12 protein-coding genes and 1 pseudogene are annotated in these 14,584 nt (G+C 60.7%); 8 read left to right on the forward strand and 5 right to left on the reverse strand.

Going from position 1 to position 14,584, the window contains the following annotated elements; translation table 11 throughout:
• Window positions 1-11 precede the first annotated feature (11 nt).
• The 6 genes and pseudogenes from infB (at window position 12) to BN1127_RS05595 (ending at window position 8,266) form a co-directional block, all read left to right on the forward strand.
• Window positions 12-2,708 carry a translation initiation factor IF-2 gene (gene infB / locus BN1127_RS05570; RefSeq protein ID WP_005326640.1) on the forward strand — a complete coding sequence of 899 codons (2,697 nt, stop codon included), beginning with the start codon at window positions 12-14 and terminating at the stop codon, window positions 2,706-2,708.
• A 55-nt stretch (window positions 2,709-2,763) separates the two neighbouring features.
• Window positions 2,764-3,198 carry a 30S ribosome-binding factor RbfA gene (rbfA, locus tag BN1127_RS05575; protein ID WP_005326642.1) on the forward strand — a complete coding sequence of 145 codons (435 nt, stop codon included), beginning with the start codon at window positions 2,764-2,766 and terminating at the stop codon, window positions 3,196-3,198.
• A gap of 1 nt (window position 3,199) precedes the next feature.
• The gene (gene truB, locus BN1127_RS05580) at window positions 3,200-4,159 is read left to right on the forward strand and encodes a tRNA pseudouridine(55) synthase TruB (RefSeq protein WP_042648796.1); all 960 of its coding nucleotides are present in this window, start codon (window positions 3,200-3,202) and stop codon (window positions 4,157-4,159) included.
• A 160-nt stretch (window positions 4,160-4,319) separates the two neighbouring features.
• On the forward strand, window positions 4,320-4,589 hold the full coding sequence (gene rpsO, locus BN1127_RS05585; protein ID WP_005326646.1) for a 30S ribosomal protein S15: 270 nt from the start codon (window positions 4,320-4,322) through the stop codon (window positions 4,587-4,589).
• A gap of 180 nt (window positions 4,590-4,769) precedes the next feature.
• The gene (gene pnp, locus BN1127_RS05590) at window positions 4,770-6,917 is read left to right on the forward strand and encodes a polyribonucleotide nucleotidyltransferase (protein ID WP_042648797.1); all 2,148 of its coding nucleotides are present in this window, start codon (window positions 4,770-4,772) and stop codon (window positions 6,915-6,917) included.
• A gap of 132 nt (window positions 6,918-7,049) precedes the next feature.
• A pseudogene (locus BN1127_RS05595) lies at window positions 7,050-8,266 on the forward strand (MDR family MFS transporter).
• Window positions 8,267-8,269: 3 nt separating this feature from the next.
• Here BN1127_RS05595 and BN1127_RS05600 read toward each other — a convergent pair.
• Window positions 8,270-8,623: a DsrE/DsrF/TusD sulfur relay family protein gene (locus tag BN1127_RS05600; RefSeq protein ID WP_042648798.1), complete on the reverse strand. Its 354-nt coding sequence runs from the start codon at window positions 8,621-8,623 to the stop codon at window positions 8,270-8,272.
• 159 nt (window positions 8,624-8,782) lie between these two features.
• Between BN1127_RS05600 and BN1127_RS05605 the strand changes: the two genes are divergently transcribed.
• Complete coding sequence (locus tag BN1127_RS05605; protein WP_042648799.1) at window positions 8,783-9,175, forward strand: DUF1090 domain-containing protein; 393 nt, start codon at window positions 8,783-8,785, stop codon at window positions 9,173-9,175.
• A 290-nt stretch (window positions 9,176-9,465) separates the two neighbouring features.
• Here the strand turns inward: BN1127_RS05605 and BN1127_RS05610 are convergent, their stop codons facing one another.
• On the reverse strand, window positions 9,466-9,714 hold the full coding sequence (locus BN1127_RS05610) for a YfhL family 4Fe-4S dicluster ferredoxin (protein ID WP_025326072.1): 249 nt from the start codon (window positions 9,712-9,714) through the stop codon (window positions 9,466-9,468).
• Between the two features lies 1 nt (window position 9,715).
• Window positions 9,716-11,077: a prephenate-dependent tRNA uridine(34) hydroxylase TrhP gene (gene trhP, locus BN1127_RS05615; protein WP_042648800.1), complete on the reverse strand. Its 1,362-nt coding sequence runs from the start codon at window positions 11,075-11,077 to the stop codon at window positions 9,716-9,718.
• Window positions 11,078-11,533: 456 nt separating this feature from the next.
• Between trhP and BN1127_RS05620 the strand changes: the two genes are divergently transcribed.
• Complete coding sequence (locus BN1127_RS05620; RefSeq protein WP_005326662.1) at window positions 11,534-12,460, forward strand: L,D-transpeptidase family protein; 927 nt, start codon at window positions 11,534-11,536, stop codon at window positions 12,458-12,460.
• Window positions 12,461-12,538: 78 nt separating this feature from the next.
• Here BN1127_RS05620 and BN1127_RS05625 read toward each other — a convergent pair whose 3' ends face one another.
• Complete coding sequence (locus BN1127_RS05625; protein WP_005326664.1) at window positions 12,539-12,934, reverse strand: VOC family protein; 396 nt, start codon at window positions 12,932-12,934, stop codon at window positions 12,539-12,541.
• A gap of 131 nt (window positions 12,935-13,065) precedes the next feature.
• Window positions 13,066-14,406 carry a TldD/PmbA family protein gene (locus BN1127_RS05630; protein ID WP_042648801.1) on the reverse strand — a complete coding sequence of 447 codons (1,341 nt, stop codon included), beginning with the start codon at window positions 14,404-14,406 and terminating at the stop codon, window positions 13,066-13,068.
• Window positions 14,407-14,584 lie beyond the last annotated feature (178 nt).

Genomic DNA, 14,584 nt, shown 5'->3' on the forward strand with positions numbered 1-14,584 from the left:
GAGGAAAATGAATGGCAGAAGTATCAGTCAAACAACTTGCCACTGACATCGACACGCCGGTTGATCGTCTTCTCCAGCAGTTTGTCGATGCCGGTATCAGCAAGAGCAAGGCCGACGACCTCGTCAGCGAGTCTGAGAAACAGACTCTGCTGGCTCACTTGAAAAAACAGCATGGAGGTGACGAGATCACCGCACCAGCCCGCATGACATTGCAGCGCAAGACCAAGAGCACCATCAGTGTTCAAGGTACTGGCGGCAAGAACAAGGAAGTGCAGGTTGAAGTGCGCAAGACTCGCACCTATGTAAAACGCTCGGCGCTGGAAGATGAACAGCGTCAGGCGGAAGCCGAGGAAAAAGCGCGTTTGGAAGCAGAAGAAAAAGCTCGTCACGAGGCCGAGAACAAGGCTCGTCTCGATGCTGAAGAGAAGGCTCGCCGTGAGGCTGAGCAGGCTCGTCGTGAAGCTGAGGAAAAGGCGCGGATCGAGGCACAATCAAAGGCTCGACAGGCTCCACAGCCCGCCAAAGTAGCCGCTAGCACAGCTCAGCAAGAGGCAGAAAAGATGGCCAAGCGCGAAGCAGAAGAACTGAAGCGCCAACAGGAACAAACCGCTTTGCAAAAAGCAGAAGAACTCGCCGCCAAGAAAGCCGAAGAGGCTCGTCTGATGGCGGAACAGAACGGCCCTCGCTGGGCTGAAGAAGAAGCTGCTCGCGCCAAAGAGAGCAGTGATTACCATCTGACCACCAACAAGCATGCGCAAGCCGCAGAAGACGAGTTGGACCGGAAGGAAGAGACCAGTCGTCGCACTGCTGCTGCAGCGGTCAAGGCACCGAAAAAGGCTACTCGCCGCGAAGACGACCGTGACTCCCGCAACCCCCGTGCTCGCAAAGGCAAGCGCGGCAAGGTCGCCATGCCCAACGCCATGAAGCACGGCTTCAACAAGCCGGCTGCCGTGGTGAACCGCGATGTCGTCATCGGCGAGACCATCACTGTGGCCGAGCTGGCCAACAAGATGGCCGTCAAGGGTGTCGAAGTCATCAAGGCGATGATGAAGATGGGCGCCATGGCTACCATCAACCAGGTGATCGATCAGGAGACTGCTCAGCTGGTCGCCGAGGAGATGGGTCACAAGGTATTGCTGCGTCGTGAGAACGAACTGGAAGAGGCGGTACTGTCCGATCGTGACGAGACCTCCGAAGCCAAGCCGCGCGCACCTGTCGTGACCATCATGGGTCACGTCGACCACGGCAAGACCTCGCTGCTGGACTACATCCGCAAGGCCAAGGTTGCCGCTGGCGAAGCCGGTGGTATTACCCAGCACATCGGTGCTTACCACGTCGAAACCGACAGTGGCATGATCACCTTCCTGGATACTCCGGGTCACGCCGCGTTTACCTCCATGCGTGCCCGTGGTGCCAAGTCGACCGATATCGTGGTACTGGTCGTCGCTGCCGATGATGGCGTCATGCCGCAAACCATCGAAGCCATCCAGCACGCCAAGGCGGCAGAAGTGCCCATCGTGGTTGCGGTCAACAAGATCGACAAGCCTGAAGCGGATCCGGATCGCGTCAAGACCGAGCTGGCCCGTTACAACGTCATGTCCGAAGACTGGGGTGGTGACAGCCAGTTCGTGCATGTCTCCGCCAAATCCGGCGAAGGCATCGACGATCTGCTGGAAGCCATCCTGATCCAGTCCGAAGTGCTGGAACTGAAAGCGGTCGTCGATGGCATGGCCAGCGGCGTCGTGATCGAGTCCTTCCTGGACAAGGGCCGTGGTCCGGTCGCCACCGTACTGGTACAAGAAGGTACTCTGCGCCAGGGCGACATCGTACTGTGTGGTCTGGAATACGGTCGTATTCGTGCCATGCGTGACGAACTGGGTCGCGAGATCAAGGAAGCGGGCCCGTCCCTGCCGGTGGAAATCCTGGGTCTGTCCGGTGTGCCGTCTGCCGGTGACGAAGCCACTGTTGTACGTGACGAGAAGAAAGCCCGTGAAGTGGCGCTCTATCGTCAGGGCAAGTTCCGCGACGTCAAGCTGGCTCGCCAGCAGAAGGCCAAGCTGGAAAACATGTTCGCCAACATGACCGAGGGCGAAGTGTCCGAAGTGAACGTGGTGATCAAGGCCGACGTACAGGGTTCCGTGCAAGCTATCTGCGATGCACTGGTGCAGCTCTCTACCGACGAAGTCAAGGTCAAGATCGTGGGTTCCGGGGTCGGTGGTATCACCGAAACCGACGCTACCCTGGCAGCTGCTTCCAGCGCCATCCTGGTGGGCTTCAACGTCCGTGCCGACGCTTCTGCGCGCAAGGTCATCGAATCCGAGAGCCTGGATCTGCGTTACTACTCCGTCATCTATGACCTGATCGACGAAGTGAAGCAGGCCATGAGCGGCAAGCTGGCCCCTGAGTATCGTCAGGAGATCATCGGTCTGGCTGAAGTCCGTAGCGTCTTCAAGTCACCGAAGTTCGGCGCCGTTGCCGGCTGTATGGTCACCGAAGGTGTGGTCAAGCGTTCCAACCGTATTCGCGTTCTGCGTGACAACGTGGTTATCTATGAAGGCGAGCTGGAATCCCTGCGTCGCTTCAAGGATGACGTCAACGAAGTCCGCAACGGTTACGAGTGTGGTATCGCGGTCAAGAACTACAACGACGTGCGTGAAGGCGACCAGATCGAAGTTTACGAGACCATTGAAATTCAGCGGACTCTGTAAGCCGAGCGTTAGAACAAATAGGGGGCTGCGGCCCCCTTTTATCGCAGGATAGAATATGGCCAGAGAATTTAGCCGGACCCGTCGGGTCGGGCAGCAGATCCAGCGTGAAATCGCGCTGATCTTGCAGCGCGAGGTGAAAGACCCGCGCATCGGTATGGTGACCGTCTCCGACGTGGAAGTGTCCAAGGACCTCAACTATGCCAAGATTTACGTCACCTTCTTGCAGCTGGAGAATGACGCCGAGCGCATCGCGGAAGGGCTCAAGGGCCTGACCGAGGCGGCCGGTTACATTCGCAGCCTGCTCGGCAGCGCCATGCGTCTGCGGGTGGTGCCGGAGCTGCGTTTCTACTACGACCAGACCCTGGTCGAGGGGATGCGCCTCTCCAACCTGGTGACCAACACTGTGCGTGAAGACAAGCGTCGCATGACCGAAGCTGGTCGTGAAGAAGACGAAGCCGCACCGGATGATACAACTGAGGATAAAGCCTGAGATGTCTCGAAGACGTCGTTTCAAGGGCCGTGACGTACACGGTATCCTGCTGCTGGACAAGCCGACCGGTCTGACCTCCAACGATGTGTTGCAGAAGGTCAAGCGGATCTACAACGCGGCCAAGGCCGGCCACACCGGCGCCCTGGATCCCTTGGCAACCGGCATGTTGCCGATCTGCCTGGGCGAAGCCACCAAGTTCTCCCAGTATCTGCTGGAGGCGGACAAGCGCTATGAGGTGACCGCCAAGCTGGGCGAGCGCACCAACACCAGCGACTCCGACGGCGAGGTGGTCTCCACCCGTCCGGTGAACGTGGCCGTGGGTACCCTGATCGAGGCGCTGGACCAGTTCCGCGGCCCCATCATGCAGGTGCCGTCCATGTACTCCGCCCTCAAGCACAACGGTCGCCCGCTCTACGAGTACGCCCGTGAAGGCATAGAGATCGAGCGGGAAGCCCGTCCCATCACGGTATTCGAGCTCAAACTGCTGAGCTTTGAAGGTGATGAAGTGCGCCTCGAAGTGCACTGCAGCAAGGGCACCTACATCCGCTCCCTGGTGGACGATCTCGGCGAAGTGCTGGGCTGTGGTGCTCACGTCACCCAGCTGCGTCGTACCCAGGTGGCCAGCTATCCCTACGACAGGATGCTGACCCTGGAGCAGCTCGAATGTATCTTCGAGCAGGCCAAGGCCGAGAGCATTCCGCCGCGGGAGCAGCTGGATCCGCTGCTGCTGCCGATGGATACCGCAGTGGCGTCCCTGCCCGAGGTGAACATGTTGACGGCCGTGGCCGCCTATGTGAACCAGGGCCAGGCCGTGCAGGTGGCGGGTGCGCCGCAAAGCGGTCAGGTACGCATGACGGTGGGCCCTGAGCGCGAGTTCATCGGCGTCGGTGAGATCGACGACGAAGGGCGAGTCGCTCCCAAGCGGCTGGTGCGTTATCACGACGATCGCGACGAGGAGTGATCCTCTGGCGGTCTCGCCCTGGCTCACCGGCCAGGGCGCGTGCAGCTCGTTCCTCTTTGTCGTTGCGAAAAGGGGCGGCTGCGATTATGATACCGCCCTCATTTCACGGCTGAATTAGAGATTGGCTGTGAACCTTTAAACACTCTACTGGAGTAATACCATGTCTCTAAATGCTGAGATCAAAGCTTCCATCGTTGCTGACAACGCTCGTTGCGCCAACGACACCGGTTCCCCCGAAGTGCAGGTTGCCCTGCTGACTGCCCAGATCAACCATCTGCAAGGTCACTTCAAGGAGCACTCCAAGGATCACCACGGTCGTCGCGGTCTGCTGCGCATGGTTTCCCAGCGTCGTAAGCTGCTGGACTACCTGAAGCGTAAAGACGTTCAGCGTTACGCTGCTCTGATCGCCAAGCTGGGTCTGCGTCGTTAATCGACCATCAGATTTCGCGAAAAAGGGGAACCGTGAGGTTCCCCTTTTTTATGGATCATTTTTATCGCGCGGCAAACCGTTGCCTGCCTCACAGAATGCGTGCCACCGCTTACCTTTTGATGCGAATCAAGTATACTTGCACGCGAATTTAAAGCGCCAAATTGTAAAAAGGAAATTCACGTGAATCCTATTGTAAAGTCATTCCAGTACGGTCAACACACCGTCACCCTGGAAACCGGTGTGATGGCCCGTCAAGCCACTGCGGCCGTCATGGTCAGCATGGACGATACCTGCGTATTTGTGACCGTCGTCGGCAAGAAAGAGGCCGATCACGGCCGTGATTTCTTCCCGCTGACCGTCAACTACCAGGAGCGTACCTATGCTGCTGGTCGTATCCCGGGTGGTTTCTTCCGTCGTGAAGGCCGTCCGAGCGAAGGTGAGACTCTCATCTCCCGCCTGATCGACCGTCCTATTCGTCCGCTGTTCCCGGAAGGCTTCCTCAATGAGGTTCAGGTGGTTGCCACCGTCATGTCCGTGAACCCGGCCGTGTCCCCCGACATCGTTGCCATGATCGGTGCCTCTGCTGCCCTGGCCATCTCCGGCATCCCGTTCGGCGGCCCGATTGCTGCTGCCCGCGTGGGTTACATGAACGGTCAGTACGTGCTGAACCCGACCACCACCGAACTGCCCCAGAGCGATCTGGATCTGGTGGTTGCCGGTACTGCCAACGCGGTGCTGATGGTGGAGTCCGAAGCTGCCATCCTGTCCGAAGAGGTGATGCTGGGCGCCGTGGTCTATGGCCACGAGCAGATGCAAGTGGTGATCAACGCCATCAACGAATTCGCCGCCGACGTGGGTACCCAGCCGTGGGACTGGACCCCGCCTGCCGTCAATGAAGCGCTGAAAACCAAGGTTGCCGAGCTGGCCACCGCCGAGCTGGGTGAAGCCTACCGCATCACCGAGAAGGCCGTGCGTTACGCCGCCATCGGTGCCATCAAGGGCCGTGTGGTCGAGCAGGTCATCGCCTCCGGCGTGGAAGAAGATGCCAAGAAGATCGGCGAAGAGTTCCACAGCCTGGAAAGCCGCATCGTCCGTGGCCGTGTGGTCCGTGGCGAGCCGCGCATCGATGGTCGCGATCCGGAGATGATCCGCGCCCTGTCCGTCGGCACCGGCATCCTGCCCCGTGCTCACGGCTCCGCCCTGTTCACCCGTGGTGAGACTCAGGCCATCGTGGTTGCGACCCTGGGTACCGAGCGTGACGCCCAGAACATTGACGAGCTGTCTGGCCACCGTGCCGACCGCTTCATGCTGCACTACAACTTCCCGCCGTACTGCGTCGGTGAAACCGGCATGATGGGCAGCCCCAAGCGCCGTGAAATCGGTCACGGTCGTCTGGCCAAGCGCGGCGTTGCTGCCGTGATGCCGAGCGCCGCCGAATTCCCGTATGTGGTACGCGTGGTGTCTGAAATCACCGAATCCAACGGTTCCTCCTCCATGGCCTCCGTCTGTGGTTCCTCCCTGGCGCTGATGGACGCGGGTGTGCCGATCAAGGCCTCCGTTGCCGGTATTGCCATGGGTCTGGTGAAGGAAGAAGAAGGTTTCGTCGTGCTGTCCGACATCCTGGGTGACGAAGATCACCTGGGTGACATGGACTTCAAGGTAGCCGGTACTACCCAGGGTATCACCGCGCTGCAGATGGACATCAAGATCGAAGGCATCACCAAAGAGATCATGGAGATTGCCCTCAAGCAAGCTCGTGGCGCTCGCCTGCACATCCTGAAGGTCATGGACGAGGCCATCCAGGCTCCCCGTGCCGAAATCTCCGATTTCGCTCCGCGTATCCACACCATCAAGATCAATCCTGAGAAGATCAAGGATGTCATCGGCAAGGGCGGTTCCGTGATCCGTGCCCTGACCGAAGAGACCGGCACCAACATCGAGTTGGATGATGACGGTACTGTCCGCATCTCCGCCGTTGCCAACGAAGCCGCCATGGAAGCCATCCGTCGCATCGAGGCCATCACCGCCGAGATCGAAGTGAACCGCATCTATGAAGGCAAGGTTGTGCGTCTGGCCGATTTCGGCGCCTTCGTCAACATCCTGCCGGGTAAAGACGGTCTGGTACACATCTCCCAGATCACCGATGCCCGCGTGCAGAACGTGGCCGACTTCCTGAAGATCGGTGATGTGGTGAAGGTGAAGGTACTGGAAGTGGACCGTCAAGGCCGCGTGCGTCTCTCCATCAAGGAAGCGAATGCACCGACCGAAACCGCCGCCCCGGTTGCCGACGTGGCCGTTGCCGCCGTCGAAGAGCCGGCTGCCGAATAAGGCTGCCGTACTGTGAAAAAGCCGACCTTAGGGTCGGCTTTTTTATGCCAGCGGGTCGGCAACATTGTTTCTTATGGAGCCCTCTGTTACAACATTGGGCTCCCCGTGCGACGGGCAACAAGGAGCAGTATGATGTCGTGGGCCCTTATCAGGCAGTTTCCCCCGCTAGTCTGGATCGTCATCCTGGGCACCTTCATGGTGCGCACCACCTTTTTCATGGTATGGCCCTTTCTCTCCATCCTGCTTTACCGCGACTACGGTCTGTCGGCGACGCTGATCGGCCTCATTCTGGGGGCCACGGCGGCCCTCTCTACCCTGGTCAGCTTCTATGGCGGCTGGCTGTCGGACAAGTGGGGGAGGCGCAACATACTGCTGTTTGGCTGCCTGGTGTCCGCTCTGAGCGTTGCCCTGCTCGGCCTCTCCCATCAGGTGATCTGGCTGGCTCTCGGGGTGATCGGCAGCGGGCTCTCCTACGGGCTCATCGACTCCCCTGGCAAGGCGCTGATGGCCGACAGCCTGGCCGAGCCCAAGGCCCGCGAATTGGCACTGCACCTGCGTTACTTCTTGCTCAACCTGGGGGCGGCCATAGGTCCCCTGCTCGGGGTCAGTTACGGCCTGAGTGCACGGCAGGAGACCTTCCTGCTGCTCAGTGTCAGCTATCTGCTGCTCGGCTTCATCTTTTTCGTCGGTTTTCGACTGGCCGCCTGTCAGCCAAGCCAAGCCATGCCGCCGGCCCGGGCATGCGCGCCGTGCTGCGGGTGCTCTGGCAAGACAGGGGCTTCCTGCTGCTGACGATGGCCAACATGCTGCTGATGCTGGTCTATGCCCAGTTCGAGTCACCGCTCATCCAGTATCTGACCCGGGCGGGGACCCCTGAGGTGGAGCGCCTCATCGGCTGGCTGGTGAGCACCAATGCGCTGACCATAGTGATCCTGCAGTTCCCGCTGCTGCACCTGACCACCAACTGGTCTATCAAGCGCCGACTGCAGCTCGGGGTCGCCTTCTTCCTCAGCGCCCAGCTGCAGTTCGCGCTCGGGGATACCGCCATTTGGTGGCACTGGATAGTGGCGGTGATCCTGCTGAGCATCGGTGAGTGCATCCTGTTCCCGCTGCTCAATGTGCTGGTCGATCAGATGGCGCCGGAGCACCTCAAGGGCAGTTACTTCGGGGCGGCCTCCATGTCCGGGCTCGGGATCGCCATCGGCGCCCTGCTGGGGGGCTGGATCCTGGCCAACTGGGGGGGCAGCTGGCTCTATGGCTGCATGGCGCTGCTCTGCCTGGCGATCCTGATGCTCTATGGCCTGAGTACCCGGACCTCACGCCCTGCGCTGGTCCGGGCCGAGCCCTGATCCCTAGAAGGTCAGCACCTTGTCGGCCGCCAGTGTCCACTGGGCCAGCAGGGGCAGGGTGCCTACCTCTATGCCCTCGATGAGGGGAAGGGCCGTGATGCCCCGCGCGTCCGTGCAGCTCTTGCACAGCCGGATCTGGGTGCCCTGTGCCAGCAGGATCTCCAGCATCTGGCGCAGGTTGTAACCCTCGGCGGGGGATTGGCCCGCCAGGGCGGCGCTGACCGCGTCTGACATCAGGAAGAGTTTCAGGTCGATGCCTTCCTGCTCGTTGAGGGATATCCCCAGGCGCAGTGCATTGAACAGGGTTTCGCTGCCATAGGGGGCACCGTTGGCGATGATGACGATCTGTTGCTTCATGGGACTCTCCGGGTTGAAAGGGGCATTGTAGCGTCGCCTGCATGGCGGCGGCATGACCCAGTGCAAACTCTGTCGTAGCCCTTTCCCTGCGCCTTGACCTCGGGGTATGAGTCAGGTTTCATAGGCGGCCATCCAGTATGACAGAGCAAAGAGGTCGTTATGTGGAAGATCGCCGGAATAGGATTATTGCTGTTGGCCGGACAGGCCTATGGCAGTGAAAACGTCGGCTGCAAGGCCAGGCATCAGGCAGTGACCGAGCAGTTGAGCTTCGCCCGGGCGCACGATAACGCGCAGCAGGTGGCGGGCCTGGAGCAGGCCCTGCGCAACATCGAGACCCATTGCACAGATGCCGGGCTCATTAAGGAGCAGCAAGAGAAGGTTGCCAAGCAGAAGCAAGAGGTGGAGGAGCGTCTGGCGGATCTGCAGAGCGCCCGGGTCTCGGGCAAGCCGGACAAGATTGCCAAGAAGCAGGCCAAGCTGGAGGCATCTCAGGCCGAGCTGCTGGAGGCCCAACGCGAGCTTGAGGCGCTGCAGAAGCTGGTCAAACCCTGAGTGGGTTGTAGCGCAATAGAAAAAGCCGGGTATGCCCGGCTTTTTCTATTTCTGGATGACCCGCAGGTCTGGTACTACTGCCTGTGCATCAGCACAAATTTGTCCATTAGCTGCTCTTCGGTCTCCACGTGAGCGGGATCCCGGAGGATGCAGTCCACAAGGTGCAGACGCTGATGCCGGTGTTACTGCCTGTGCATCAGCACAAACTTGCCCATCAGCTGCTCTTCGGTCTCGACGTGAGCGGGATCCCGGAGGATGCAGTCCACAAGGTGCAGACGCTGATGCCGGTGTTATTGCCTGTGCATCAGCACAAACTTGTCCATCAACTGCTCTTCGGTCTCCACGTGAGCGGGATCCCAGATGATGCAGTCGATTGGGCAGACGCTGATGCAGGTGGGCTTCTCATAGTGGCCGACGCACTCGGTGCAGCGATCCGGATCTATCTCGTAGATCTTGTCCCCCAGGCTGATGGCTTGGTTCGGACACTCGGGATCGCACATGTCACAGTTGATGCACTTGTCGGTGATGAGCAGCGCCATCTCAGGCCGCCGAGTGGGGCTGACGGGTGTCCTGACGATCGCCCAGGTTGCGCAGCAGGATGCCGTAGTTGACGTCGATCTCCTTGGGAACGGGCACATAGACCACGTGGCCGTTGCCCGGCGCGGTGTCGATAAGCTCGCCCTTGCGGTTCTGCATCTGCTCCAGGTTGAAGCTGACGTTGCCCTGCGGCGTCATCAGCTCCAGGCTGTTGCCCACCAGGAACTTGTTCTTCACTTCCACTTCCACCATATCGCCCTGGCGACCGGTGATCTCGCCGACGAACTGCTGGGTGTCGGAGACCGAGTAGCCGTAGTCGTAGTTCTGGTACTCGCTGTGGTTGTGACGGCGCAGGAAGCCCTCGGTGTAGCCACGGTGGGCCAGGTTCTCGAGGGTGCCCATCAGGGTCGGATCGAACGGACGACCGGCGACCGCATCGTCGATGGCCTTGCGATAGACCTGGGCGGTACGGGCGCAGTAGTAGAAGGACTTGGTGCGGCCTTCAATTTTCAGCGAATGCACGCCCATCCTGGTCAGACGCTCCACGTGCTCGACGGCGCGCAGGTCCTTGGAGTTCATGATGTAGGTGCCGTGCTCGTCTTCGAACGCGGTCATGTACTCGCCGGGGCGGTTGGACTCTTCCAGCAGCACCAGCGCATCGCTCGGTTTGCCAAGGCCCAAAGTGTTGTCCGGGCGCACGGCGATGGGTTCCTGACGATGGACTATCTGGCCCACGTCATCTTCCTTGCCTTCGTGCACCTTGTACTCCCAGCGGCAGGAGTTGGTGCAGGTGCCCTGGTTGGGATCACGCTTGTTGATGTAACCGGAGAGCAGGCAGCGGCCGGAGTAGGCCATGCAGAGGGCGCCGTGGACGAAGACTTCCAGCTCCATCTCGGGCACCTGCATGCGGATCTCTTCGATCTCGTCGAGCGACAGTTCGCGGGAGAGGATGGCGCGGGTCAGGCCCATCTGATGCCAAAACTTCACCGTGGCCCAGTTGACCGCGTTGGCCTGCACCGAGAGGTGAATGGGCATGTCTGGGAAGGCTTCGCGCATCATCATGATGAGACCGGGGTCTGACATGATGAGCGCATCCGGCTTCATGTCCACCACGGGGCGCATGTCGCGGATGAAGGTCTTGAGCTTGGAGTTGTGGGGCTGGATGTTGGCCACCACATAGAACTGCTTGCCCAGGGCATGGGCCTCGTTGATGCCGAGCTGCAGATTCTCGTGATCGAATTCGTTGTTGCGCACCCGCAGGCTGTAGCGCGGCTGGCCCGCATAGACGGCGTCGGCGCCATAGGCATAGGCGTAACGCATATTCTTGAGGGTCCCGGCGGGGGAGAGCAATTCTGGTCTGAACATGTTGGACTCTTTCTGTCTGATTGCAAATCAGGACGGCGCCACCTGATGGCGCCGTATAGGGTCATCGGCATGGTGCGACCGTACTCGACGCACGGCCACCCGATGAGGTACACCCAGAGTACGAGATGACTCGATACTCCTGATAAAAGGGGTGCGAGATTGTACTCGTGACTGCGCCATCATGCAATTTGGGGCTAGGGGGGCGGACCGGATGCATGTTCATTTTGTGGTCAGATTGGTGGTGCTAGGGTAGCAGGCAGCCGATACGGTCGATTGTTGGGGGGAGAATGGCTCTTTTCCTTGAAAAAGCCCCATCTCCAAGTTGAAATTTTGTCCGGCTCAGGAAAGAATGCGCGCTCGGTTATTGGCCTCGGGCGAGCGTGACTCGTGACAAGGGACAGACCGAGGATGAACCGGCTTCAGGCCAACAGGTACAGGAAACCATACAGGAATTTTATGAATCCCCTTCGCATTGCCGCTTCGGCCCTTTTTTGCACTCTGACCCTGGTCAGCCAGCAGGCCGCCGCCGTTGAATACGCGCTGCCCGCCGCCAACAGTCGCCTGATCGGTGAGAACCAGGAATACGTGGTACCCGCAGACAACCGTCCGCTGGAGCAGATCGCCGCCGACTTCCAGCTGGGCCTGACCAACATCATGGAAGCGAACCCGGGGGTCGACCCCTATCTGCCGACGCCGGGCAGCAAGCTGACCATTCCGCATCAACTGATCCTGCCGAATGCGCCGCGCGAGGGGATCGTCATCAACGTGGCCGAGATGCGTCTCTACTACTACCCGAAAGGCAAGAACGTGGTACAGGTATTGCCCATCGGCATCGGCCAGCTGGGGGTCAACACCCCGGAGAACTGGATCACCAAGGTGGAGCGCAAGCGCGCCAACCCGACCTGGACCCCGACCGAGAACATCCGTCGCCGCTACGCCGCCCAGGGCAAGACCCTGCCTGCGGTCTGGCCGGCCGGTCCGGACAACCCCATGGGCCTGCACGCCCTCTACATCGGCAACCTCTATGCCATCCACGGCACCAACGCCACCTTCGGCATCGGTCTGCGGGTGAGCAGCGGTTGCGTGCGTCTGCGCGCCGATGACATCAAGTATCTGTTCGACAACGTGCCGGTCGGTACCCGCGTCCAGTTCGTCAACCAGCCGGTCAAGACCACGGTCGAGCCGGATGGCGGTCGTTACATGGAAGTGCACGAGCCGCTGTCGCGCACCGAGGAGGAGTTCAACTCCACCGCCTCTGTGCCGCTCCCCATGACCCCGGCCACCACCCGCTTCATCGCCCACATGGACAGCGATTCCAACGTGGTCAAGCAGGTGCTGGAACAGCGTACCGGCATGCCGACCCGCCTCAACCCGGAAGCCTGATCGCCTCTGCGAGGTGTTTGGTAACAATAACGGCGACCCCAGGGTCGCCGTTATTGTTTGTCATGTTGCTCATGTTGCTCAAGCAGCGGGCGGGGCATAGAGGGCCAGCCAGTTGCCTTCGGTATCCTCGATAATCACCCGGGAGCCGTGACCGCTGCCGATGGAATGCAGGGGTTCGAGCACCCGCCCGCCGAGCCGGGGGACCAACTGCTCCGCCTCCTGCAACCTGTCACCCAGGGAGAGGTAGATGAGGGGACCGGCGCCACCGGGCTGGTGGTATTTGTCCATGGGGCCGAGACAGGCCGCCGCGTTGCTGCCATCGTAGCGCAGCATGGCAAAGCGCATTTCCTCCTCCTGTATGGGGGTGACCTGCACATCGAGCAGGGCCGAGTAGAAGTCCATGGCGCGATCCAGATCCCGTGTCGGAATATCGGCCCAGACCAGGGTGTTGTCCATCTTCGTATTCTCCAGCATGTTCCGGCCGATGCGGTCGGTGGCTCTTTGAGGGTAGGAGTGGGCGATGAGGGGCGCCAGAGGTAAAAAAGCGGCGCCTGATGGCGCCGCTTCTGGATGGGGAAGGGAAGTGCTTTTCCCGCTTGATACAGTCACTTGCCTGCGATGCTCAGCCCGCCAAAGCGGATCAGCGGCGCATAGAAACCCTTGCCATCGTTGTGATGCAGGGTGTCACCGACCGCTTCCAGCTCCCCGAGTAGGCGGTAGAAGTTGCCCGCGACCGTGATGCCGCGCACCGGCTGGACGCGTACACCGTCCCGGCACAGGAACCCTGATGCGCCGAACGAGAAGTCGCCGCTCACCGCATCGGCACCGGAGTGCAGACCGTCCAGCTTGACCAGCTCCAGATAGTCGCCGCTCTGCACCTCGCCCTCGCTGTGAGGACCTGTGCCAAACACCAGGTGGCGGGCGGTGACATCCAGCGCGCTGCGGGCACTGCGGGCCGCCGAGCCATTGCTCGCCACCCCGAAGTGGCGGGCGGTGGTGCTGTTGTGGAGCAGGGTTTTCAGCTCCCCCTCGCCAATCAGCAGCAGATCCGAAGTGGCTGCCCCCTCGCCATCGAACGCCTTGATGTTCATGCCGCCGGGCATATAGGCCCGGCTCTCCAGAGTGAGCCAGCGTGATGCCACGCTTTGCCCCACCTTGCTGCGCCAGGGGTTGATCCCCTGCTGGGCCCACTTGCCCGACAGCGCCCCCTGGAAGCAGCCAAACAGGCTGGCAAAGCAGTTGGTGCTGAAGAGAACACTGTAGCGACCGCTCGGCACCGCTTCACCGGGCAGCAGGCCATCGGCCACGGCGTAGATCTGTTCGATAAGAGTCTGGCTATCCAGCTCGTCGAAGCGGCGGCCATACTGCCCTTGCGAGTGCATCGACTGGCGGCCATCCCGCTCCACCAGCGCCGAGGTATAGCAGCCGACGCTGAATTCACTGTGCTGGCAAAGGCTGCCCAGGCTGTTGGCGAGCCAGAGGCGGCTTTCCCCCTCGAAGAAGCTGTTGTAGGGGGCACCGGTCACATCGGGTTGTGCCAGCATATCTGCCTCGAGGCGCAGGGCCAGGGCTATCTTCTCCTCCACCGCCGTGGTGTCGGGCTGGTTTATCTCGGCGCAGTCGGTGGTGATCCGGCTGCCCGCCACCGAGATGCGCTGATCCGCGTCCACCTTGGCGAAGCGGCTGGCATCGAGCGCATCCTGCACCATGGCATCCAGCGCCAGCTCATCGAGGGATTCCGAGTAGGCGATGCCGACCCGGCCCTCCTTGATCAGGCGAATACCGAGCTGCTGGCTGCTGGTGACCTTGTATTCACCAAGCTCCCCCTTGTCGGCCTTGAGGGAGAAGGCTTTCTCCTGATTGGCGATGATATCTGCCTCGGCGCCCAGATCGGCGACCTTGTCCAGCAGGCGGGTGAGCAGGGTGTTCATATCGAGTGTGCTCATCAGGCGTTCCCTCCCACCAGGATATTGTCAACTTTCAAGGCGGGTTGGCCGACAGACGTGGGCACAGAGCCTGAGACGGAGCCGCACATGCCGGCGGCCAGCGCCAGATTGCGCCCCACCATGGAGATCTCTTTCAGCACCTGGGGGCCGGTACCAATCCAGGGCGGGATCGCACTTT

It is taken from the genome of Aeromonas media (assembly GCF_000819985.1).
In the GTDB taxonomy this organism is placed as follows: Bacteria; Pseudomonadota; Gammaproteobacteria; order Enterobacterales; family Aeromonadaceae; genus Aeromonas; species Aeromonas media.